20 protein-coding genes are annotated in these 21421 nt (G+C 63.9%); 8 read left to right on the forward strand and 12 right to left on the reverse strand.

The annotated features are described in order from the left end of the window. Both ACGYK2_RS12310 and ACGYK2_RS12315 read right to left on the reverse strand, forming a co-directional pair. On the reverse strand, nucleotides 1-496 hold a 496-nt coding region (locus ACGYK2_RS12310), incomplete at its 3' end, for a TRAP transporter large permease subunit (RefSeq protein ID WP_394374310.1). 16 nt (nucleotides 497-512) lie between these two features. Further along, the gene (locus ACGYK2_RS12315; protein WP_271690342.1) at nucleotides 513-1013 is read right to left on the reverse strand and encodes a TRAP transporter small permease subunit; all 501 of its coding nucleotides are present in this window, start codon (nucleotides 1011-1013) and stop codon (nucleotides 513-515) included. 242 nt (nucleotides 1014-1255) lie between these two features. Here ACGYK2_RS12315 and ACGYK2_RS12320 point away from each other — a divergent pair, with 242 nt between their 5' ends. Continuing rightward, entirely contained in the window at nucleotides 1256-2350 is a 1095-nt protein-coding gene (locus ACGYK2_RS12320; RefSeq protein WP_271690295.1) for a TRAP transporter substrate-binding protein, read from the forward strand. Nucleotides 2351-2540: 190 nt separating this feature from the next. On the opposite strand, the gene ACGYK2_RS12325 is transcribed toward ACGYK2_RS12320, so the two are convergent. The 8 genes from ACGYK2_RS12325 to ACGYK2_RS12360 form a co-directional block, all read right to left on the reverse strand. Next, nucleotides 2541-3932: a TRAP transporter large permease subunit gene (locus tag ACGYK2_RS12325; protein ID WP_271690296.1), complete on the reverse strand. Its 1392-nt coding sequence runs from the start codon at nucleotides 3930-3932 to the stop codon at nucleotides 2541-2543. Next, nucleotides 3932-4510, reverse strand: a complete 579-nt coding sequence (locus ACGYK2_RS12330; RefSeq protein WP_067263666.1) for a TRAP transporter small permease subunit — start codon at nucleotides 4508-4510, stop codon at nucleotides 3932-3934. Before ACGYK2_RS12330 ends, ACGYK2_RS12325 begins: the two co-directional genes overlap by 1 nt. 141 nt (nucleotides 4511-4651) lie before the next feature. Then, the gene (locus tag ACGYK2_RS12335) at nucleotides 4652-5572 is read right to left on the reverse strand and encodes an isoaspartyl peptidase/L-asparaginase family protein (RefSeq protein ID WP_271690297.1); all 921 of its coding nucleotides are present in this window, start codon (nucleotides 5570-5572) and stop codon (nucleotides 4652-4654) included. After that, nucleotides 5569-6468: a polysaccharide deacetylase gene (locus tag ACGYK2_RS12340; RefSeq protein WP_271690298.1), complete on the reverse strand. Its 900-nt coding sequence runs from the start codon at nucleotides 6466-6468 to the stop codon at nucleotides 5569-5571. The genes ACGYK2_RS12335 and ACGYK2_RS12340 overlap by 4 nt, the downstream gene beginning before the upstream one ends. Next, nucleotides 6465-7217 (reverse strand): SDR family NAD(P)-dependent oxidoreductase, encoded by a 753-nt coding sequence (locus ACGYK2_RS12345; RefSeq protein WP_271690299.1) that lies wholly within the window; start codon nucleotides 7215-7217, stop codon nucleotides 6465-6467. Before ACGYK2_RS12345 ends, ACGYK2_RS12340 begins: the two co-directional genes overlap by 4 nt. Further along, a complete protein-coding gene (locus tag ACGYK2_RS12350) occupies nucleotides 7214-8227 on the reverse strand; it encodes a ketopantoate reductase family protein (RefSeq protein WP_271690300.1) in 1014 nt (337 codons plus the stop codon). Before ACGYK2_RS12350 ends, ACGYK2_RS12345 begins: the two co-directional genes overlap by 4 nt. After that, the gene (locus ACGYK2_RS12355) at nucleotides 8224-8925 is read right to left on the reverse strand and encodes a creatininase family protein (RefSeq protein WP_271690301.1); all 702 of its coding nucleotides are present in this window, start codon (nucleotides 8923-8925) and stop codon (nucleotides 8224-8226) included. Before ACGYK2_RS12355 ends, ACGYK2_RS12350 begins: the two co-directional genes overlap by 4 nt. Next, nucleotides 8922-9890 carry a GntR family transcriptional regulator gene (locus ACGYK2_RS12360; protein ID WP_271690302.1) on the reverse strand — a complete coding sequence of 323 codons (969 nt, stop codon included), beginning with the start codon at nucleotides 9888-9890 and terminating at the stop codon, nucleotides 8922-8924. Before ACGYK2_RS12360 ends, ACGYK2_RS12355 begins: the two co-directional genes overlap by 4 nt. A gap of 187 nt (nucleotides 9891-10077) precedes the next feature. On the opposite strand from ACGYK2_RS12360, the gene ACGYK2_RS12365 reads away from it, so the two are divergent. The 6 genes from ACGYK2_RS12365 (at nucleotide 10078) to ACGYK2_RS12390 (ending at nucleotide 17108) form a co-directional block, all read left to right on the forward strand. Next, the gene (locus ACGYK2_RS12365) at nucleotides 10078-11649 is read left to right on the forward strand and encodes an ABC transporter substrate-binding protein (RefSeq protein ID WP_271690303.1); all 1572 of its coding nucleotides are present in this window, start codon (nucleotides 10078-10080) and stop codon (nucleotides 11647-11649) included. A gap of 75 nt (nucleotides 11650-11724) precedes the next feature. Next, nucleotides 11725-12699: an ABC transporter permease gene (locus ACGYK2_RS12370; protein ID WP_271690304.1), complete on the forward strand. Its 975-nt coding sequence runs from the start codon at nucleotides 11725-11727 to the stop codon at nucleotides 12697-12699. Beyond that, nucleotides 12699-13631, forward strand: coding sequence for an ABC transporter permease (locus tag ACGYK2_RS12375; RefSeq protein WP_276154483.1), 933 nt, complete (start codon nucleotides 12699-12701; stop codon nucleotides 13629-13631). The genes ACGYK2_RS12370 and ACGYK2_RS12375 overlap by 1 nt, the downstream gene beginning before the upstream one ends. Beyond that, nucleotides 13628-14593 carry an ABC transporter ATP-binding protein gene (locus ACGYK2_RS12380; protein ID WP_271690305.1) on the forward strand — a complete coding sequence of 322 codons (966 nt, stop codon included), beginning with the start codon at nucleotides 13628-13630 and terminating at the stop codon, nucleotides 14591-14593. Before ACGYK2_RS12375 ends, ACGYK2_RS12380 begins: the two co-directional genes overlap by 4 nt. After that, nucleotides 14590-15615, forward strand: a complete 1026-nt coding sequence (locus ACGYK2_RS12385) for an ABC transporter ATP-binding protein (RefSeq protein WP_271690306.1) — start codon at nucleotides 14590-14592, stop codon at nucleotides 15613-15615. The genes ACGYK2_RS12380 and ACGYK2_RS12385 overlap by 4 nt, the downstream gene beginning before the upstream one ends. After that, nucleotides 15612-17108, forward strand: coding sequence for a carboxypeptidase M32 (locus ACGYK2_RS12390; RefSeq protein WP_271690307.1), 1497 nt, complete (start codon nucleotides 15612-15614; stop codon nucleotides 17106-17108). The genes ACGYK2_RS12385 and ACGYK2_RS12390 overlap by 4 nt, the downstream gene beginning before the upstream one ends. Nucleotides 17109-17142: 34 nt before the next feature. On the opposite strand, the gene ACGYK2_RS12395 is transcribed toward ACGYK2_RS12390, so the two are convergent. Together ACGYK2_RS12395 and ACGYK2_RS12400 are read right to left on the reverse strand one after the other, a co-directional pair. Next, the gene (locus tag ACGYK2_RS12395; protein WP_271690308.1) at nucleotides 17143-19527 is read right to left on the reverse strand and encodes a 1-deoxy-D-xylulose-5-phosphate synthase N-terminal domain-containing protein; all 2385 of its coding nucleotides are present in this window, start codon (nucleotides 19525-19527) and stop codon (nucleotides 17143-17145) included. A 78-nt stretch (nucleotides 19528-19605) separates the two neighbouring features. After that, nucleotides 19606-20808 (reverse strand): methionine gamma-lyase, encoded by a 1203-nt coding sequence (locus ACGYK2_RS12400; protein ID WP_271690309.1) that lies wholly within the window; start codon nucleotides 20806-20808, stop codon nucleotides 19606-19608. A gap of 95 nt (nucleotides 20809-20903) precedes the next feature. On the opposite strand from ACGYK2_RS12400, the gene ACGYK2_RS12405 reads away from it, so the two are divergent. Then, a complete protein-coding gene (locus ACGYK2_RS12405; RefSeq protein WP_271690310.1) occupies nucleotides 20904-21383 on the forward strand; it encodes an Lrp/AsnC family transcriptional regulator in 480 nt (159 codons plus the stop codon). Nucleotides 21384-21421: the final 38 nt, after the last annotated feature.

A 21421-nucleotide genomic window follows, 5' to 3' on the forward strand; every position in this document is an offset into this window, starting at 1 on the left:
CTCCCACCGAGAGGGGGGAATAAGAGGCCATGAGGATCAACATGATCGACGGCGGGATCAGAATGCCCAAACAGCCCGAGGCGGCGATGACCCCGGTGGTCAGGGTCGGGCTATAGCCATATTGCAGCATCGGGCGCAGGGCCATCACGCCCATCACGGTGATCGAGGCGCCGATGATACCCGTGGTCGCGGCGAGCAGGATCGAAATAAAAACCACCGCCAGCGCCAGACCGCCGCGAATGTTCGACATCAAAAGTCGCAGTGATTCGAACATCTTATCCGTCACGCCCGAATCGGACAGGAACCGTGCCATCAAGATAAAGAGCGGAATCGCGATCAGCGTGAAGTTGTCCAGCACATCGCCGAAAATCCGGTTGATGACGATGCCCAGCACCATCGGTTTGCCGGCGATGACAGCGCCCAAAACGGCGGTGCCGCCCAGAACGAAGGCCAGCGGGTGGCCCATGAAAAGGCCCAGCAGAAGCAGGCCGAACATGGTGAGAGCAATGAGTTCAGGCGTCACGGGTCAGTTCCTGACGGTTAAGTACGAGTTTCAAAAATTCCGCTACGCCTTGCAGCAGCAAAAGACCGGCAGCGAGGGCCATGGCCATTTTGAGCGGATAGACCGGCAGCTGGACCGAGCCATATGTCGTCTCACCTTGGGCATAGGAGCGCATGGCGAATTCATAAGAGCGGGTGGTGAAGATCCAGGCGAAGGGGAAGAAAAAGATCACATAGCCCGCCGCTTCGACCCAGCGGCGCAGGCTGGGGCCAAGAGTTTCGGTGATCAGATCGACCCGCACATGGGCCTGATGGCGCAGCGCATAGCCGCCCAGCATCACGAAATAGAAGCCATAAAGTTGTTTCGTGACGTCAAAGGCCCAGCGGGTCGGGTCATTCAGCGCATAGCGCATGAAGACGTCATAGATGATGATTGCGGCGAAAATGACGGCGACGACCGACACGATGCGCCCGACGAATTCGTTCATCTGGTCGATGAATTTTATCAAGATCTGAGCCCTCCCTGGCAGCTCGCACATTATTGGCCTTTCTGCCGAAAACAAGGCAAAAGACCATTAATAATGCTGCTTTAAGTAGCACTACGTATGCGGCTTGGGGCGGGATTGTCCAGAAGGTGAGATTTCAATTTGCCTAAGCCATGGACATTTTCGAAAAGCGACGATTATCTGCTGCGCATGGCCCTCCGCGTCGACGTCGGGGGAGGCTAAGCAAATATCCGTTTGGGAGGAAAAACATGGATCGTCGTTCATTTATCCGCAAAGCCGGTGTGATGGGGGCAGGTGCCGCCGCCACGACACTTGCAGCGCCCGCTATTGCGCAGGGCAACATCACCTGGCGCATGGTCACCACATGGCCCAAGAACTTCCCCGGTCTGGGTGTCGGCGCGCAGCGTCTGGCCGACCGGATCACCGCCGCCTCGGGTGGCGAGCTGACCATTCAGGTCTTCTCGGCTGGTGAGATGGTGCCCCCGCTGCAATCGCTCGACGCCGTGATCGACGGCACCGCCGAGATGAGCCATGGCGCCGCCTACTACTGGCAGAACAAATCCCCCGCGCTGTCGTTCTTCACCGGCGTGCCCTACGGCATGACGACGCCGGAATTGACCGCATGGATGCGCTACATGGGCGGTCAGGAAATCTGGGACGAGATCTATGACCAGTTCGGCGTTCAGGGTTTCTTGTCGGGCAACACCGGCACGCAGACCGGCGGCTGGTTCCGCGATGAGCTGAAAAGCCTCGACGACGTCAAAGGCGTACGCTTCCGGACGCCGGGCCTTGGTGGCCGCGTGTGGGAGAAACTGGGCGCGACCGTGACCAACATGGCCGCGGGCGAGATCTTCCAAGCGCTTCAGTCGGGCACGCTCGACGCTGCGGAATTCGTCGGCCCCTACAACGATCTGGCGCTCGGCTTCCATCAGGTGGCCAAGAACTACTACATGCCGTCCTTCGTGGAATCGGGTCTGGCGACCGAGCTTGTCGTCGACAAGAAGAAGTATCAGGAACTGCCCGAGAACCTGCAGGCGATCATCCGTGACGTCAGCCAAGCGGAATACGACCAAGTCGCTGCGGACTTCTACGCGAACGATCCGCGCGCGCTGAAGACCCTGCAGGAAGAGCATGGCGTGACCGTGCGCAACTTCCCCGACGACATCATGGAAGCCGGTGCCAAAGCCTCGGTCGAAGTGGTCGAAGAACTGCGCAACAGCGACGACCCGCTGGTCAAGAAGACCGCCGAGAGCTTTGTCGAAGCGCTGAACCTCGTCCGCACCCGGACCGAGAACATCGACAGCCCCTATGTGCAGGCGCGTCAGAAGTTCCTGAAGTACTGAGCTTCGCGCTGATTGGAAGGGCCCGGTGGTAACGCCGGGCCCTTTTTCGTTTGAGCACGAAGGGCATCGCCCTCCGGGGGGAGGGAGGGCGATGCCCGGCGTGCCGCCGGGCGGGACATTGGCGGATGTTTGGAAAACAAAAAAAGGCCCGGCGTTGCTGCCGGGCCTTTGAACGTCGAGGGGGGCTATCTCACCCTGCGATCACCTTAGGCAACCAAGTCACGATCTGCGGGAAGGCAAACAAGATCGCAATCGCCACCACCTGCAACATCACGAAGGGCAGGATACCTTTGTAAATCGCGCTCGTCGGCAGATCCGACGGGGCCACCCCGCGCAGATAGAACAGCGCAAAGCCGAAGGGCGGCGTCAGGAAGGATGTCTGCAAGTTCACCCCGACCAAGACACCCAGCCAGATCGGATCGATGTCCAGCATCAACAGCACCGGCGCGGTGATCGGGATCACGATAAAGATGATCTCAAAGGTATCGAGGATGAAGCCCAAGAAGAACATGATGATCATCACCACCGCCACTGCGGCCAAGGGGCCGCCGGGCAGGTTGCTGAGGAACTCATGCACCAGATTGTCGCCGCCCATCATGCGGAACACGATGGAAAAGACCGAAGCCCCCAACAGAATGACAAAGACCATGCTGGTGATCGTGGCCGTGGCGATCATCGTCTCCCGCAGGATGCGGAAGGACAGACGCCAGCGCATGGCCGCAAGCACCATCGCCCCCACAGCACCGACAGAGGCCGCCTCGGTCGGGGTGGCGATGCCGCCGAGGATCGAGCCCAGCACGGCGAGGATCAGCAAGAGCGGCGGCATCAGGGCGACAAAGAAATCTCGCACCAGCTGGCTTTTCTCATCCGCCGGAACTGGCGTCGCGGGGCAGGAGGCTGGCGCGGTCGCGGCTTTGAACAGAACGTAGCTCAGGTAAAGTGAAACCAGCAAAATCCCCGGCAGCAGCGCCCCGGCGAAAAGATCCCCGACCGAGACGGGCGTGGGGGCAAAGTTGCCCTTGGCCATCTGCACCTGAGAGTTAATGCCCGAAAGCATGTCGCCCATGAAGATCAACACGGTGGAGGGCGGAATGATCTGACCCAAGGTGCCGCTGGCGCAGATCACCCCAGTGGCAAGCTTGGGGTCATAGCCCGCCCGCAACATCGCGGGCAGCGAGATGAGGCCCATGGTGACAACCGTCGCCCCCACGACGCCCGTGGATGCCGCGAGCATCGCGCCCACAAGCACCACCGAAATCCCCAAACCGCCGCGCATATTGCCGAAAAGTTTGCCCATGGTGAGCAAAAGCTGCTCGGCGATCTGGCTGCGTTCCAGCATCACCCCCATGAAGATAAAGAGCGGCACGGCGACCAAGACTTCGTTGGTCATGAAGCCGATATAGCGGTTCGGCAACGAGCCGAAGTTCGAGGGATCGAAAACGCCGAACCCCATGCCCACGGCGCCAAACAGCAGCGACACGCCCGCAAGTGTGAAAGCCACCGGAAAGCCGAGCAGCAAAAAGCCGATCACGCCAAAGAACATGAGCGCGGCGAGCATCTCGCCAATGAAAATCGGATCCATCAAACGGCTCCCTGCGGATGGTCTGCGGGGATTTGGTCCCGGCTGTATTGCATGGATTTGGGCACCAGCTCAGCATTGCCGCTAAGCACGAGGATGGAGCGGATGATCCATGCAATCCCTTGAATTGCGAGTAGAAATGCGAAGCCGATGATGAAGGCTTTGAGAATGTAAAGCCCCGGCATGCCGCCCACATTGGCCGACCCTTCCTGATAGCCCCAAGCGCGGATCACGAAGGGGATCGAATAGGTGTAGACGATCCAGCAGAAGGGCAGCAGAAAGACGATGACACCGATCAGGTCAATGAGCGCGCGGCGGGCCATGGTGGCGGGGCGGTAGAAGATGTCGACGCGCACATGGTCATCGCGCAGCAGCGCAAAGCCGGCCACGGCCGTGAACATCGCGCCGTTGAGCCAGATATAAAGGTCTTGCATCCAAACGAAGCTGATCGCGAAGACATAGCGCTGCACGACCACGGTGAAACAGACCAACACGATGCCGAGTGCGAGCCATGAGAAGAGATTGCCGATGACCAAATTCACCGCGCAGATCACCCTGGCAATTGCTGCTAAAAAACGCACCTTGTCCCCTCTCCCGTCAAGTTCGTTTGATCGTCAATCAAAGGGAGGGGACAAAATGTCAAGATTTAGATGGCGGGCGGCTCTTCCCGGCTGCATTTGGCGCCTTCCCGTGGCAGGAAGGCAACCGAAGGGCCGCGCCGCTCAATAGATACTGGTCTCGGGCGCGCTGCCTTTACGCACCATGCCGCGGTACATGCCCTGCGAGTTGAAGGGCATAGCGATATTGCCCGCCGCATCCACCGCGATGATCCCGCCGGAGCCGTCGTTGGGTGCCAGATCCTGCATCACCACATGTTCGGCGGCGGTGGCCAGATCCTCGCCCGCGTGGCGCATCCGCGCGGCGATCTCCCCGGCGGCGTTCCAGCGGATGAAAATCTCGCCATGCCCGGTGGCGGAGACGGCGCAGGTCTCGTTGTCCGCGAAAGTGCCCGCGCCGATCATCGGCGTGTCGCCAACCCGGCCTGGGGCCTTGGCGGTCATGCCCCCCGTTGAGGTGGCGGCGGCAATGTTGCCCGCCGCGTCGCGCGCCACGGCCCCCACGGTGCCATGCCGCCGCGCCGGGTCGTCCGAAACCTCGCCCCGGGCGCGCATCTCAAGCGTCTCCTGCAAGGCATCCCAGCGGGACTGGGTGAAGAAGTAGTCACGGTCGGCGAACTCGAGGCCCGCCTGCCGCGCGATCTCCAGCGCGTTGGGGCCGATGAGGGTGACATGCTCGGTCCGTTCCATGACGGCGCGCGCCAGTTTCACCGGGTTCTTCGGCCCGAAGACCCCGGCGACCGAGCCTGCGCGCCGGTCGGCGCCATCCATCACGGCGGCGTCCATCTCCTGCAGGCCCTCGGAAGTATAGACCGCGCCGCGCCCTGCGTTGAACAGCGGCTCGTCTTCGAGCGCGCAGACAGCGGCCACCACCGCGTCCATCGCGCTGCCACCGTCGCGCAGCACCGCTTCGCCTGCTTCCAGCGCCCGGGCGAGGCCGTCGTGGTAGGCGGCCTCCTTTTCGGGCGTCATGTTTTCCTTGAGGATGGTTCCGGCACCGCCGTGAATGGCAAGGGAATAGGTCATGTGTGTCCTTTCAATCCGGCCTGTTCGGCGCAATAGGCTGCGATCTCGGCATGGGTGGCGATCCAGCAATCGCCGCGGGATTTGATGTGGTCGATCAGCTCGTCAAGGATGAAGATACGCGAGCGGTAGCCTGTCACATGCGGGTGCATGGTCAAGAGAAACAGACCGCCCTCGTCATAAGCGCCGTCGAACTCGCGCCGGAAAATGTCGAGCACATCCGCGGGCGGCGTATAGGGCCTCTGCGCGCCAAAACGGTTCATCATGAAATAGACGGCGTCGTCGCGAATCCACTCCACCGGCAGTTCGACGATGCCGGTCGCCTCGCCCTTCTCGACGATTTCGTAGGGGTCGTCGTCCGAGAACAGGGAGCTGTCGTAGAGAAGCCCCATCTCGCGGGCGATCGAGAGCGTGTGGGCACTGTAGTCCCAGGACGGCGTGCGCATGCCGACGGGGCGGATGCCGGTGATCTTTTCCAGCGTGTCCGAGGCGCGCAGCATCAGATCGCGCTCGGCCTCCGGCGGCACCTGCGTGTTGCGCTCGTGGATCCAGCCGTGAAGGCCGATCTCGTGGCCCTCCTCGGCAAGGCTGCGCTGCTCCTCGGGGTGCAGCAGGGCGGAGACGGCGGGCACGAAGAAGCTCGCCTTCACCCCATGCCGGTCAAGGACGCGGCGGATGCGGGGGATGCCACGCCGTGCGCCGTATTCGCCCCAGCCGAGGCGCGCAATGCTTGTGCCGCCGTCGCGTAGCTCGTTGGTTTCGTGATCGCTGTCGAAACTCAACGCCACGGCACAGCGCGCGCCGCCGGGCCAGGATTTCGGCAACAGGTTTTGCCCTGCTCGGACCTGTTCGACCAGCCCCCGCCAATGCGGCTCGTCCCATTCATGCGGCTCGCTCATGCGTGGCCTCCGTCGACGGAAAGGATTTGCCCCGTGATCCAACCGGCGCGGTCGGAGCAGAGGAAGGTGACTGCGTCGGCGATGTCCTGCGCGCGGCCCAGACGGCGCATGTGGATGCCGCCGATGATCTGCTTCTGCCGCTCGGGGCCGAAGGCGTCCCATTGCTTTTCCGTCGAGGGGTTCGACAGGACAAAGCCGGGGGCCACGGAATTCACGGTGATGCCCTGCGGCCCAAGCTCCAGCGCGAGCTGCTTGGTCAGGCCGAGCAGCGCGTGTTTCGCCGCCGCATAGGCCTGAATGCCGGTGAGGCTGGGCTTCAGCCCCGCGCCGGAGGAGATGGTGACGATCCGGCCCGACCCCGCGCTCTTCATCGCGGGCGCGAAACCTTGCGCACACCACATGGCGGCATCGACATTGGCTTTAAAGATCGCCTGCCAGTCGGCCTCGCCGATCTCCTCCAGCGGGCGGCCGACCTGACCGCGCACGCCGCCGGCGGAAGTCACCAGCCCGTCGATCCGTCCGTGACGTTCGAGGATCTCGGCGCAGAGCGCGAGGGTTGTTTCGCGGTTGCCCAGATCGCCGCTATGCAGCGTCACGCCCTCGGCCTTCAGCGGGGCGAGGCCCGCGACGTCGATGTCCATCGCGGCCACGGTGGCCCCGGCGGCGCGCAGTTCGGATAGGATCGCGGCGCCGATGCCCTGTGCTGCGCCCGTTACGGCAAAGACCTTGCCGGTCAGATCGATCTTCATGCCGCCACCAGCAAATTGACGAGGTCGGCGGATTGGGCGCGCTTGCCGTCCTCGATGTCGTGGATGAGGTCCACCATGCGCGCCAGTGTCGGCACCGAGATGCCTGCCTCCCGGCCCAAGTCGACCATAACCCCGATTTGCGCGTCGACCTCGGTCTTGCGCTTGCGCACCGCGAGGTCGCGCCAGATGCCGGAGTGGGTCTTGGCGGTCTTGCGGTTGTGGGCGATCATTTTCTGCATCGCGGCGTCGATGGCGGCGGTGTCATTGGTGCGGAAGGCTTCCGGGTCGAACCCGTTGAAGCCGAGAGGGGAGACGCCCTCATGCGCGGCCAGTGTCATCACCTCGTGGCCAAGCGCGCGGTAGGCGGCGCGGTGTTCGTCGCGGGCCATGGCGTCGGACATGCTGTCGGGGGTGAGGGCGGTGCAGAACAGCAACGCGCCGTAGCCCATCTTGCCCCAGAGGTAGCCCCAGATGTTGTCGGTGGCGACGGCTTCGGGTTCGACCAGTTGCAAAAGGCCATGCACCTCGGCCACGCGGTCGCTCATGCGCCCGTCGAGTTCCCCCACAGCTACGGCGGCGCGGTTGCCGAAGAGGATGCGGCCCGGCTCCAGCCAGTCGGCGCCGTAGTTCACGAAACAGCCCACCGTGTTCTCGGCCCCGATGCGTGCGGCGATGACCTTTTCGTTGAGCCCGTTCTGGGCCGAGACGACATAGCCGCCCGGCGCGAGATGGGGGGCAAGCATCTCCAAAGCGGCGGCGGTGTGGTGCGCCTTCACGCAGAGGAAAATGCGGTCGTATTGGCCAGTCAGTTCGTCCGGCGTGCTGGCCGGGAGGACTTGAGTAAATGCTTCGACCGGGCCTTCAATGCGCAGTCCGCTGCTGCGCATGGCTTCGACATGCTCTTCCACGACATCGACCATATGCACGACATGACCCGCGCGGGCGAAATAGGCGCCGAGGATGCCGCCGATGGCACCGGCGCCCCAGATCAGGATCGGGGTCTCGCTCATGCCCAATCCCCCTCGAGCTGCGCGCGGGTCTCGCGCACGGCGATCTCCCACAGCCGGTCGGTATCTGCGTCCGGCTTCTGGTAGACGCCGCCGTAGTTGCCGTCTCCGATGAGCGCACGCACGCCGGCAGCGTTGCGGTCGCGCAGGCGGTCGAAGTCGACGAAGGGTTTTTGCTCGTCCGGCAGTTCGCGGCCGGGCAGGCGGGTCCAGGGGAAGTTCTCCATCCAGGAGGCGTGGGAGGCGACGGGGTCGATCTCCTGCACGCAGTTCCACGTCTCGGGCGCGCGCCACCAGTCGTGGAAGCGGCAGCGGGCGCCTTCGTTGGCCTCCATCCACTCCATCGTGACGGGCTGGACCGGGCTGTTGCCGCCGTGACCGTTGACGATCAGCACGCGGCGGAAGCCGGTGGCATAGAGGCTGTCGAGGATGTCGCGCAAAAGCGCCGCATAGGTCGAAAGCTTCAGCGAGACCGAGCCGGGGAAACCCATGAAATAGGGCGTCAGACCGTAGGCCACGGCCGGAAACACCGGCACGCCCAGAGGTTCGGCGGCATCGGCGGCGACCTTTTCCGATAGGATCGAATCGACCGAGAGGCTGAGGTAGGCGTGCTGCTCGGTGCTGCCCAAGGGGAGGACGCAGCGGTCGTCGGTCTTGAGGTATTCTTCGATCTCGAACCAATTGCTTTCGGATATCTTCATTCTTCGGCGGCCTTTGCGGATTTGAGAGAGGCCCGGCATGTCTCAATGGCGGGCAGGATTTCTGAACGGATGGCGTGCACGTCTGGGGTGTGACGGTATTCAAAAGCGGTCTGCTCGGGGCGCAACGCGCCACGAAGGTAGTCGGCACCGGTGGCATAGATGACCACATCTGCCTCGCGCATGGCCGATGACAGGCCATTCTCGTCACGAACCTTCATGGTCAACTGCGTGACATGGGGGGCAAACCGCAGGATGCCCGCTTTCATGATCGTAACGAAGCCGGGAAAATAGGAGTAAGCGAGCGTCTTGGCGTCAGGCGGGATCGAAGCCAGCGCCACGCGGGTCGCCTCGTTGGGGATGAGCGTCAGGCCCAGCACCTCGACATTCGGCAAGATTTCTCGCGTTTTGGACAGCAGAGTTTTGGGCGCGATAATCAGGTCGATGTCCTTGGGCGGATTGGGTGAGATCTCATCCAGAACGGCGGCGTCGATCTCATCGCCCTCGGGCAGATGCTGGCGCAGTTCATCGGCATAAGCGCGGGTCGCGTCGATGAAATTGCCGACCATCAGAATGCGCAGCGGGCGCGGGCTGGCGCTGCTGGCCATGGAAATGCGCACAGCCAGTTCCGACGCGCTGACGCCACAGGATTTCGCGAGGCTCAACAGTTCAGCGATCTGTTGATCAAGCTGACGAAAGCGCCCGTCGTGGGCGCGGCTGCCACCGCCGCTGACGAATGTACCCGAGCCGACACGCCCCTCGACCAACCCCGAGGATTGCAGCGCGGCGTAGACATTGCTGACCGTGACCGGGGAAATCTTCATCCGTGCGGCCAAAGCGCGGACCGAGGGCAGGCGCGCGTCGGAGGGCAATTCGCCCGACGCAATCCCGAATTCCAGCGCTCCGCGGAGCTGAACGGAAAGAGATACGGACGAGCTGCGATCCATCGCCTGTACGATTCGATCCATTGCCCGTTCAAATTTTGCCTGTTTGTCACTCATGTTTGTAACACTGCCTCAAAAGCCGTGGCGCGACAAGCTTATATATTGGGCTTATACGGCAGGAAAAGATTGCAATGTTACATATTTGTGTTGACCGTCACAATTATAGCTGTCTAGTGTAACTGCAAGATATAACACATGGAGGTTTTGACCAATGAAGAAGCTTACCCTGAAATCCGCCGTCGCCGCACTGGCGCTGATCGCTGCCGCGCCAGCAGCGATGGCCGCCGATCTGGTGATCGGCCTGCGCGCCGGCCCGGATTCGATTGACCCGCATTGGTCGACCTTGGGCTCGCAAGCCGAAGCCCTGCGCCATGTCTTCGACACGCTGGTCGACGTCGACGAGAAGCTGCAGTTGAAGCCCGGCCTCGCCGTCAGCTGGGAGCCGATCGACGACACCACATGGGAATTCAAGATGCGCGAAGGCGTGAAATTCCATGATGGCACCGACTTCACCGCCGAGGACGCGAAATTCTCGATCGAGCGCATCCCGCAGGTGACCGGCCCGATGCCGATGACCCTCTACACCAAGTATGTCGACAGCGTCGAAGTGGTCGACGACTATACTCTGCGCGTGAAGACCAAGGGCATGGCGCCTTCGCTGCCGAACGACTTCACCCGTCTCTTCGTCGTGCCCTCTGAGACTGGCATGGAAGCGGGTAACGAGGAGTTCAACTCGGGCGAGAAGGCGATCGGCACCGGTCCCTACACCTTCGTCTCTTGGCAGCCCAAGGGCGATCTGGTGCTCGAGCGTTTCGACGACTACTGGGGCGGTCAGGCCGCTTGGGAAACCGTCACCCGTCGCGAGATCCCCGAGGACACTTCGCGCGTTGCGGCACTGCGTTCGGGTGAGGTTGACCTCATCAACTACGTGCCCGCATCCGACTACCTCGCCATGAAGAACGATGGCGACATCGAAACATTCGTGTCTGACTCGGTCTATATCCTCAACATCGCACCGTCGGTGAAGGACGAAGAGCCGCAGCCGATCAAGGTCAACGGCGAAGAGGTCGAGGGCAATCCGCTGCAGGATCTGCGCGTGCGCAAGGCGCTGGACCTGGCGATCAACCGCGACGTGCTCGTGAACGTGGTGCTCGAAGGTCTGGGCACGCCCGCCAACCAGCTGATGCCCGAAGGTTTCTTTGGCTACAGCCCGGAACTGGGCGAGCGCGAATATGACATCGAGAAAGCCAAGGAACTGCTGGCCCAGGCCGGCTACCCCGAGGGTTTCGAGATCGATTTCACCTGCACCAATAACCGCGTGCCCGGCGATGCCGTGGTCTGCGAGGCGCTGGCACAGATGTGGTCGCGTCTGGGTCTTAAGGTGAACGCACAGGCGCTGAACGGCACCGTCTTCTTCCCCGCCGCCGCGCGTGAGGAATACACCATGACCATGTCCGCTTGGGGCACGCTCACCGGCGAGGCCGCCTATACCTACGGCGCGCTGGTGCACACAAAGGACCCCGAGAAGGGCTTCGGCAACTTCAACCGCGCGGGCTATTCCAACCCCGAGTTCGACAAGGTCTTCGGCGAAGGCGCCCAGACCCTCGACCCGGAAGCGCGCAAGAAGCTCTATGAAGAGGCCTCCTTCATCGCGATGGAAGACCGCGCGCTGATCCCGACGGTGATCTTGCAGACCGTCTGGGCGGCTAATGCCGACACCATCGAGATGACGCCCCGCGTCGATCAGGAAACCCGCGCCTATGCGATCACCCCGGTCGAATAAGGCGGCATAACGCACCGGGCGCCCGCTGCTTGCCGGCGGGCGCCTCTATTTTCCAAGTCTGATGGGCGAGGTCGAATGCTCAGCTATTTTGTAACCCGGTTGGCACAGGCGGTTGTCGTGGTCTTTGCCATGTCGGTGATCGTCTTTGTCGGCGTCTTTGCCATCGGCAATCCGATCGACGTGATGATCGATCCGGGCGCCACCGCCGAGATCCGCCAGAAGCTGATCGAGCAATACGGGCTCGATCAACCGCTGGTCGTGCAGTACTGGACCTTCCTCCAGAACGTGGCCCAGGGCGATCTGGGCAACTCGATGGTCTATAACATCCCTGTCGTCGACCTTGTGTTCTCCCGCTTTCCGGCAACGCTGGAGCTGGTGCTTGTCTCGGTGCTGATCGCCGTGGGTGTGGGCATTCCCGCCGGTCTCTGGGCCGGTTACCGTCCCGAGAGCCTTGGCGCCAAGATGATCATGGCGCTGTCGGTTCTGGGCTTCTCGGTGCCGACCTTCTGGATCGGCATGTTGCTGATCATGGGCTTCGCCGTCGAGCTTGGCTGGCTGCCCTCGGGCGGGCGCGGCGACGAGGCGACGGTCTTCGGCATCACCTCCTCGCTTTTCACCCCCGATGGCTGGAGCCATGTCATCATGCCCGCGATCAACCTGTCGCTGTTCAAGATGGGCCTGATGATCCGCCTCACCCGCGCCGGCATGGTCGAGGCCATGGGCACCGATTACGTCAAGTTCGCCCGCGCGCAGGGTCTGCCGGACCGGCAGATCGTATTCCGCCACATCCTGCGCAACATCTCGATCCCAATCGTCACGGTGCTGGGGCTCGAGCTCGGCTCGACGCTGGCCTTCGCGGTGGTGACCGAGAGCGTGTTCAACTGGCCCGGCGTTGGCAAGCTGATCATCGACTCGATCCTGCAACTCGACCGGCCGGTGATGGTCTCTTACCTTATCATGGTCGTGATCCTCTTTGTCCTCATCAACCTCGTGGTTGATCTGGTCTACGCCCGTCTGGACCCGCGGGTCCGCCTGAAAGGAGGCGCATGATGCCCGAGATCGTCGCTGAAAACACCATGGCCGTGCCCTCGGCCCCGCCGGTGGAGACGCGCGCCGAGCGGCTGCGCAACTTCTGGTCGGACTTCCGCGAAAGCTGGGTCGCCGTGGGCGCGCTCACCGTGATTGCCTTGCTTCTGTTCCTCTCCTTCGGCGCGCCGCTGGTCTCGCCGCAGGACCCCTATGACATGGCCGCGCTCGATTGGCTCGACGCCTTCCTGCGCCCGGGCACCGAAGGATCGGGCGGCTACGTCCATCTGCTGGGCACCGACAACGCGGGCCGCGACATGCTCTCGGCCATCTTCTACGGGCTGCGCACCAGCTTCGTGATCGGCCTGTCGGCGGGAGCGCTGGCGCTGCTGGTGGGCATCGCCGTGGGTCTCACGGCGGCCTATTTCGGAGGTCGGATCGAGGCGCTCTTGATGCGGATCGTCGATCTGCAACTGTCGATGCCCGCGATCCTGTTGGCATTGGTGCTGGTGGCGATGCTGGGGCAGGGGATCGGTCAGATCATCCTCGCCCTCGTTGTCGCGCAATATGCCTATTTCGCGCGCACCACCCATGGCGCGGCCAAGGTCGAACGCGGCAAGGACTATATCGAGGCCGCGCGCTCCACCCCGCTGCCGACCCGCCGGGTGCTGTTCCGGCACCTGCTGCCCAACGTGCTGCCGCCGCTCATCGTCGTGGCGACGGTGCAGGTGGCGAGCGCGATCGCGCTGGAGGCGACGCTGTCCTTCCTCGGCGTGGGCCTGCCGCTCACTGAACCTTCGTTGGGATCGCTGATCTCCAACGGGTTCAAATACATCCATTCGGACCGCTACTGGCTGTCGATCTATCCCGGATTGGCACTGATGGTGACCGTTGTCGCAATCAACCTCGTGGGCGATCAGGTCCGCAAGGTGCTCGACCCGAGGAACAGCCGATGAGCGCCGCACTGGAGGTCAGGGGACTGACCACGCAATTCAGCACCCGCAAGGGGGCCGTCACCGCCGTCAATGACGTGAGCTTTTCGGTCCAGCCGGGGCGCATCCTCGGGCTGGTGGGAGAAAGCGGCTCGGGCAAGAGCGTCACCGGGTTTTCGATCATGGGGCTCATCCACGCACCCGGCCGGATCACCGCAGGCGAGGTTCTGGTGCAGGGCACCGATATGCGCAGCCTCAGCGCCGAGGGCCGACGCCAAATGCGCGGCCGCAACATCTCGATGGTGTTTCAGGACCCGATGATGACCCTCAACCCGGTGCTGCGGGTGGGCGACCAGATGGCCATGGCGGTGCGCGTGCACGACAAGGTCAGCAAGGCCGCCGCATGGGAGCGGGCCCGCGAGGCGCTTGAGATCGTCGGCATCCCGGCCCCCGCCGAGCGGCTGCAAGCCTATCCGCACCAGCTCTCTGGCGGCATGCGTCAGCGCGTGGCGATTGCCACGGCCCTGCTGCACCGGCCTGCCGTGATCCTCGCCGATGAGCCGACCACCGCGCTCGACGTCTCGATCCAAGGTCAGATCCTTGCCGAAGTGCGGCGTCTGGCGGATGAGACCGGCACCGCCATCGTCTGGGTCACCCATGACCTCGCCGTGGTCTCTTCGCTCGCCGACGATATCGCGGTGATGTACGCGGGTCGGATCGTCGAAAGCGGCACGGCGGAGGAGGTTATCGCTCACCCGCGTCACCCCTATACGCGCGGGTTGATCGACTCGGTCCCCGGCCTGCACGAACCGGGCCGCGACCTGCCGCAGATCCCGGGCTCGACCCCGCAGCTCGCGAACCTGCCCTCGGGCTGCCCGTTCCGCCCACGCTGCCCGCGCGCCACGGACATCTGCGCGACGCTCCCACCCAACACTGGAACCGAGGCACATTCCGTCCTGTGCCACCATCCGATCGAGGCGACATGACCGATCCCATTCTGAAAATCGAGGGCGTCTCCAAACGGTTCACCCGCAAGCCGGGGCTGGTGGTCCGGGGGCTGGACCGCCTGTCGGGGCGCGACTCCACCCAGACCGTCCATGCCGTGAACGACGTCAATTTAAGCGTTCCGCGCGGCGAGGTGCTGGGCATCGTCGGTGAGAGCGGCTGCGGCAAGTCCACCTTGGGGCGCGTCGTCTCGGGCATCTATGCGCCGAGTGAGGGCACGGTGACGCTCGAAGGCCAGCCGGTGGCGCGCGACCATCGCGGCAATGTCGACAAGCTCACGACCCGCGTGCAGATGATCCACCAGGACCCTTTCGCGAGCCTCAACCCCCGCATGAAGGTGGGCGAAATAATCGCAGAAGGCCCGCGCATCCACGGGCTGATCCCGGCGCGTGAGGTGCAGGAACGGGTGCGCAGCCTGCTGGAGCAGGTCGGCCTGGAGGGCGCCTATGCCAACCGCCTGCCGCACCAGTTCTCCGGCGGGCAGCGCCAGCGCGTCGCCATCGCCCGCGCGCTCGCCATGCAGCCCGAGCTTCTGGTGCTGGACGAAGCCGTGGCCTCGCTCGACGTCTCCATCCAGGCGCAGGTGTTGAACCTCTTCATGAAGCTGCGGCGCGAGCTCGACCTCACGGCGCTGTTCATCAGCCATGACCTGTCGGTCGTGCGTCACGTTTGCGACCGGGTGGCGATCATGTACCTCGGCCGCGTGGTCGAGACCGCGCCGGCGGATGAACTCTACGCCAAGCCGCTGCATCCTTATACCGAGGCGCTCTTTGCCTCCGTGCCGACCCTCGGCACCGGGCGCGCCCACTTCCACCCGATCAAAGGCGAGATCCCCTCGCCGATCAACCCGCCCAAGGGCTGCGCTTTCCATCCGCGCTGCCCGCTTGCAGGGCCGCGCTGCAAAACCGAGGTGCCGCGCCTCGTGAACCCGAAAGACAACCGCAGCGTCGCCTGCCACCTGCATGACGGGGGCACCGGCGCCGAAACAGGAGCCGCCGCATGAGCCTGACCCTGACCGACCGCGTGGGGCGGCTGAACGACGTGCTCGTCTCGGTAAACCTGCTGAACTGGGACGCGCGGGTGATGATGCCCAAGGGCGGGGCCGAGACGCGCGGCCACCAGATCGCCACCTTGATGGGCATCGCGCGTGAGATGATCCTCGACCCCGAGATGGGCAAGGCCGCCGAAGCCGTGCTCAAGAGCGACGCGCCCGAGATCGAGCGCCGCGCCGCGCAATCGGTGCAGGAGGCGCGCACCCATCACGCCCGCATCCCCGCCGCCCTGCTGCGCCGACAGGCCGAGCAATCGATCACCGCCGGCGCCGCCTGGACCGAGGCCCGCCGCACCGGCGATTTCGCCCTGTTCCAGCCGCATCTTCAAAGCATCGTCGATCTGGCGCGCGAGAAGGCTGAGGCGCTCGGCCATGACGGCCACCCCTACGATCCAATGGCCGATGTTTTCGAGCCCGGCGCCACCGCGGTGCAGCTCACCCGGTTCTTCGACCAGCTCCGCGACGGCATCCGCCCGATCCTCGACGCGGCGTTTGCCCGGCCCGCGCCGCGCAGCGATTTCCTGTTCCGCGACTATCCCGTCGCCGGCCAGCAGGCCTTCTGCGCCTATATCGCCGAGGCCCTGGGCTATGACATGGACCGCGGGCGTCTCGATACGGCGGTGCATCCTTTCGAGATCTCCATGACCCGCAACGACGTGCGGATCACCTCGCGCTGGAACCCGAACTACCTGCCAATGTCGATCTTCGGCACGATCCACGAGGCGGGCCATGCGCTCTACGAGATGGGCGCCGATCCGGCGCTCACGCGCGGGGCGCATGCGACCGACATGATCGGGCTCTATGCCGTGGCGGGCACCAGTTTCGGGATGCACGAAAGCCAGTCGCGCCTGCTGGAAAACCACATCGGCCGGTCGCCCGCCTTCTGGGCAGTGCATTACGGGCGCCTGCGCGACACCTTCCCCGAGCAGCTCGGCGACGTGAGCGAAGAGGAATTCGTCGCCGCCATCAACCGCGTCTCCCCCGGCCTCACCCGGGTCGAGGCGGACGAGCTGACCTATGATCTGCATGTCATGCTGCGGGTGAAGATCGAGATGGCGCTGGTGGACGGCTCGCTGAAGGTCGCCGACGTTCCCGAGGCGTGGAACGCGGCGATGCGCGAGGATCTGGGGCTGGAGGTGCCGGACAACGGCGCGGGCTGTCTGCAGGACGTGCATTGGTCGCACGGCTACATCGGCTCCTTCCCGACTTATACCGTGGGCAATTCGACCGCCGCGCAGATCATGGCGCATCTGGATGCCACGCAGCCCGAGGTGCGCGCGGGCGTGACGGCGGGCGACTACGCGCCGCTTCACGCGGCATTGGGCGATCTGGTCTGGCAGCATGGTCGGTCGCGCAGCCGGGCCGAGATCCTCGCGGGGATCGGGGCCGGGGCCTACGACCCGACGGCCTATCTGGCCTATCTGGAAGCCAAGTTCGGCAGGTGATGAGGGGGGCAGTTTGCCCCCCCCCCTTCGAACCTTAGCCCGCTACCCGGTGCAACATCTGGCGGCCCGGGGTCAGGCCCTGCACCTTTTCCACGATCGAGCGCGCGTCGATGCCGAAATGCCGGTAGAGGTCGGCGATGGTGCCGGTCTGGCCAAAATGCTCGACCCCGAGCGGCACCGTCTGATGGCCCACGACCGCGCCCAGCCAGGACAGCGTCGCCGGATGGCCGTCGATCACCGTCACCAGCTTGCAGTCGCGCGGCAGCTGACCTAACAGCGTTTCGATATGACTCTGCGCCGCGTGATTGCCGCGCGCCCGGGCGCGCTGTGCCGCGGTCCAGCCGGCATTCAGCCGGTCGGCGGAGGTCACCGCCAACACACCCACGTCGCGGCGGCCTTCGGCGATGCTACCCGCGGCCTTGATCGCTTCGGGTGCTACGGCGCCTTGGTAGGCGATCACCACATCGCAGTTCGGCCCCGGCTTGCGCAACCAATAGGCTCCGTCGATGGCGCCTTGGCGGAAGTCCTCGTCGACGCGTTTGCCGGGCTGCTCGATGGGGTTCGTGGTCAGCCTCAGATAGACCGAACCTCCGGTCTCATCCCGCAGCCAAGTGCGCTCGTCCGGGTCGCCTTCGCCGTCGCGTTGCAGGTAGTCGAAGGCCCATTGCATGATGACGGCTAGCTCATCGGCGAAGGCCGGCTCAAAGCTCGCCAGCCCGTCCTGGCTCATCCCGATGAGCGGCGTGCCGATCGATTGATGCGCCCCGCCTTCGGGCGCCAACGTCACGCCCGAGGGGGTGCCGACGATCATGAAGCGCGCGTCTTGGTAGCAGGCGTAGTTCAGCGCGTCCAAGGCGCGCGCGACGAAGGGGTCGTAGACCGTGCCGATGGGAATGACCCGTTTGCCGAAGAGCGAATGCGACAGGCCCGCCGCGCCCAAAAGCAGAAAGAGGTTCATTTCGGCGATGCCCAACTCGATATGCTGGCCCTCGGGCGTGAATTCCCATTTCGCGGTGGAGGGGATCTTCTCGTTGATGAAAGTGTCGGCCTGTTCGCTGCGCGCGAAGAGTTTGCGCCGGTTCACCCATGGCCCAAGGTTCGTGGTGCCGGTCACGTCCGGCGACATGGTCACGATGCGGGAGGCGAGATCGCTGTCGCCCTTCGACAGATCGTCGAGGATCTTGCCGAAGGCCATCTGCGTGGAGATTTCGCGGTCGCTCGACAGTTCGATCTGCGGTACCGGCAGTGTCGTGTCATTGTAGCGGCGGCGGCCCTTGGCGAAGAAGGGCACGCGGTCGAGTGCCGCTTGCAACGCTTGCGGGTTCTCGATGGTGGCGAAAGGCTCCCATTCCTCCCCCTCGGCCACGCCCATGTGTTTCTGCCAGTCGGCCATCTGGCTTTTGGTCATCAGACCGCCGTGGTTGTCCTTGTGCCCCGCAATCGGTGTGCCCCACCCCTTGATGGTATAGGCGAGGAAGCAGACCGGGCGGTCGTGGTCGATGGCGGCGAAGGTCTCGGCCATGGTCTCAACACAGTTGCCGCCGAGGTTTTCCATCAGCTCGGCTAGTTCGTCATCGCTGCGCGCGTCGATGAGCGCCGTGACATCACCCTGATCGCCAAGCGCCTCCATCAGCCGCTCGCGCCAGACCGCGCCACCCTGATAGGTCAGCGCCGAGTAGAGCTGGTTGGGGCAATTGTCGATCCAGTCGCGCAGCTTGTCGCCGCCCGGCTCGTCAAAGGCAGCGCGCTGCAAAGCGCCGTATTTCACCTTCACCACGTCCCAGCCGAAGGCGTCGAAAATCTGCTCGATGCGTTTGAACAGCCCCTCGCGCACCACCCCGTCGAGCGACTGGCGGTTGTAGTCGATGATCCACCAGGTGTTGCGCAGGTCGTTCTTCCAGCCCTCTTGCAGCGCCTCGTAGATATTGCCCTCGTCGAGTTCGGCATCGCCGACCAGCGCCACCATGCGGCCCAGATCAACGTCCCCGCCCCAGTCTTTCGCGGTGATGTAGTCCTGCACCAGCGAGGCGAAGGAGGTCACCGCCACCCCAAGCCCGACCGACCCGGTGGAGAAATCCACGTCATCCACGTCTTTGGTGCGGCTGGGGTAGCTCTGCACGCCTTGGAACCCGCGGAAATCCTCCATCTTCTCGCGGGTCTGGTTGCCCATCAGGTATTGCATCGCATGGAAGATCGGCGAGGCATGCGGCTTTACCGCCACCCGGTCCTCGGGCCGCAGGGCACTGAAGTAAAGCGCCGTCATGATCGACACCATCGAGGCCGAAGACGCCTGATGCCCGCCCACTTTGATGCCGTCGACCTTGGGCCGAATGTGGTTCGCGTTGTGGATCATCCAGTGCGACAGCCACAGGAGACGTTGTTCGATGGTCTTCAGCTGTTCAGGGGCGAGAGCGGTCATGGCAGGTCTTTCATTCTGAGGATCCCTCGGGCGGTGCCCTCCTCGACACCACCCGCGACTGGTCCGGTTCGTGCCGGATCAGGCCGCTTGCATGTTATGCGCCCCGAGCGCGGCGTAAAGGTCATCAATGATGTCTTCCGCCGATTCCAGCCCGACCGAAAGCCGCACCAACCCCTCGGCGATGCCGTGTTCGGCGCGTTCCTCGGGGGAATAGGTGGAATGGGTCATGCTGGCGGGATGCTGGATCAGGCTCTCCGCATCGCCAAGGCTCACCGCGCGCTGAATGAGGTTCAGCCGGTTCATGAAAGCGATGCCGCCCGCCTTGCCGCCCTTGACCTCGAAGGGGATCATGCCGCCGAAGTTGCCCATCTGCCGCCGCGCAAGCTCGGCCTGAGGGAAGCTTGCCAGCCCCGGGTAGGCGACATGCAGCACCGCCGGGTGCTGCTCCAGCGCCTCGGCGACCTTGGCGGCGGTGGCACAGTGACGCTTCATGCGCAGCTCCAACGTCTTGATCCCGCGCAGCAGCAGCATGGCGGTGAGCGGCGACATCACCGCGCCGGTCATGTCTTTCAGACCCACGAGCCGCACCTGCATCATGTCCTCGGCATTGCCCACCACGAGGCCCGCGACCACGTCGCCATGGCCGGAAAGGAACTTCGTCGCCGAATGCAGCACGATGTCGGCGCCATGTTCGATGGGCCGGGTGATGACCGGCGTGGCATAGGTGTTGTCGACCACCACCTTGGCGCCCGCGCGATGCGCGATGTCTGAGATGGCGGCGATGTCCACCAGCCGGTTGTTGGGGTTCGCGGGGGTCTCGAAATAGACCACCTTGGTCTGGTCGCTGATCACCTCGGCGAGGTTTGCAGGCTCGGTCATGTCGACCAGCGTCACCTTGACGCCAAAGCGCGGCAACCCGTGGGTCATGAAAGCAAAGGTGCAGCCATAAAGCGTTTTGTCGATGATGATCTCGTCGCCCGCCTGCAGGAAGGTCCAGAGCGTCGAGGTGATCGCCCCCATGCCCGAAGCGGTGGCAAGCCCGGCCTCGGCCCCTTCGAGGTTGGCGATGCGCTTTTCCAGATGGTCCAGCGTCGGGTTGCTGATGCGGGTGTAGAAATGCCCTTCGCGCTCGCCCGCGAACATGTCGCCGCCGGCTTCGGCAGTCTCGAAGGTGAAGGTCGAGCTCATGTAGATGGGCGGGTTCAGCGCGCCCTGTTCGTCCTGCGCGTCATAGCCGTGGTGGATGGCGCGGGTGGCAAAGGATTTCTGGTTCTCGGTCATGGCTGGCCCCTGTCTGAATTTGAGGGCATGATCCGATGGCTTGAAAGGCATTTGGTTGCTAATATATGCTCAAATTTAAGGAGATTTGGCATATCATGCCCCAAACGCCCCGATTGGACGCCACCGACCGCCGGATCATCCGCGCGCTGCAACGCAATGGCCGGATGACCAACCTCGATCTGGCGGATGAAGTTGGCCTGTCGCCCTCGCCCTGCCTGCGGCGTCTGCGCGCGCTGGAGAAAAACGGCGCGATCCGCGGCTACAGCGTGGAGGTCGACGCCAAGGCCTACGGGCTGCCGGTGACGGTCATGGTGCGCGTGACGCTGGACGGTCACGACGAGGGCACGGTGCAGCGCTTCGAGAACCAGATCAAGGCGATCCCCGAGGTGCTGGAATGTTTCGTGATGAGCGGGCTGTCGGACTACCTGCTGCGCGTCGTGGTGGGCGATCTCGAGGACTATGAACGCTTCGTGCGCGCGCGGCTGCATCCCATCGGCGGCATCGGGTCGATCGACACCAGTTTTGTCTACGGCGTGGTCAAACGCTCTCAGGTCTATCCCGACATCGGCGATTGAGGGCGCAGGAGACATTTAACCGGTTTACAATTCCGCCC

This window comes from Sulfitobacter sp. 1A10359, from assembly GCF_043558145.1.
GTDB lineage: Bacteria > Pseudomonadota > Alphaproteobacteria > Rhodobacterales > Rhodobacteraceae > Sulfitobacter > Sulfitobacter faviae.

Coding starts and splice junctions, on each gene's coding strand:
- ACGYK2_RS12355 (WP_271690301.1), bottom strand. CDS start 8,925: ATGAAGATATCCGAAAGCAATTGGTTCGAGATCGAAGAATACCTCAAG.
- ACGYK2_RS12345 (WP_271690299.1), bottom strand. CDS start 7,217: ATGAAGATCGATCTGACCGGCAAGGTCTTTGCCGTAACGGGCGCAGCA.
- ACGYK2_RS12320 (WP_271690295.1), top strand. CDS start 1,256: ATGGATCGTCGTTCATTTATCCGCAAAGCCGGTGTGATGGGGGCAGGT.
- ACGYK2_RS12395 (WP_271690308.1), bottom strand. CDS start 19,527: ATGACCGCTCTCGCCCCTGAACAGCTGAAGACCATCGAACAACGTCTC.
- ACGYK2_RS12390 (WP_271690307.1), top strand. CDS start 15,612: ATGAGCCTGACCCTGACCGACCGCGTGGGGCGGCTGAACGACGTGCTC.
- ACGYK2_RS12325 (WP_271690296.1), bottom strand. CDS start 3,932: ATGGATCCGATTTTCATTGGCGAGATGCTCGCCGCGCTCATGTTCTTT.
- ACGYK2_RS12335 (WP_271690297.1), bottom strand. CDS start 5,572: ATGACCTATTCCCTTGCCATTCACGGCGGTGCCGGAACCATCCTCAAG.
- ACGYK2_RS12400 (WP_271690309.1), bottom strand. CDS start 20,808: ATGACCGAGAACCAGAAATCCTTTGCCACCCGCGCCATCCACCACGGC.
- ACGYK2_RS12340 (WP_271690298.1), bottom strand. CDS start 6,468: ATGAGCGAGCCGCATGAATGGGACGAGCCGCATTGGCGGGGGCTGGTC.
- ACGYK2_RS12375 (WP_276154483.1), top strand. CDS start 12,699: ATGCCCGAGATCGTCGCTGAAAACACCATGGCCGTGCCCTCGGCCCCG.
- ACGYK2_RS12360 (WP_271690302.1), bottom strand. CDS start 9,890: ATGGATCGAATCGTACAGGCGATGGATCGCAGCTCGTCCGTATCTCTT.
- ACGYK2_RS12365 (WP_271690303.1), top strand. CDS start 10,078: ATGAAGAAGCTTACCCTGAAATCCGCCGTCGCCGCACTGGCGCTGATC.
- ACGYK2_RS12350 (WP_271690300.1), bottom strand. CDS start 8,227: ATGAGCGAGACCCCGATCCTGATCTGGGGCGCCGGTGCCATCGGCGGC.
- ACGYK2_RS12405 (WP_271690310.1), top strand. CDS start 20,904: ATGCCCCAAACGCCCCGATTGGACGCCACCGACCGCCGGATCATCCGC.
- ACGYK2_RS12385 (WP_271690306.1), top strand. CDS start 14,590: ATGACCGATCCCATTCTGAAAATCGAGGGCGTCTCCAAACGGTTCACC.
- ACGYK2_RS12370 (WP_271690304.1), top strand. CDS start 11,725: ATGCTCAGCTATTTTGTAACCCGGTTGGCACAGGCGGTTGTCGTGGTC.
- ACGYK2_RS12380 (WP_271690305.1), top strand. CDS start 13,628: ATGAGCGCCGCACTGGAGGTCAGGGGACTGACCACGCAATTCAGCACC.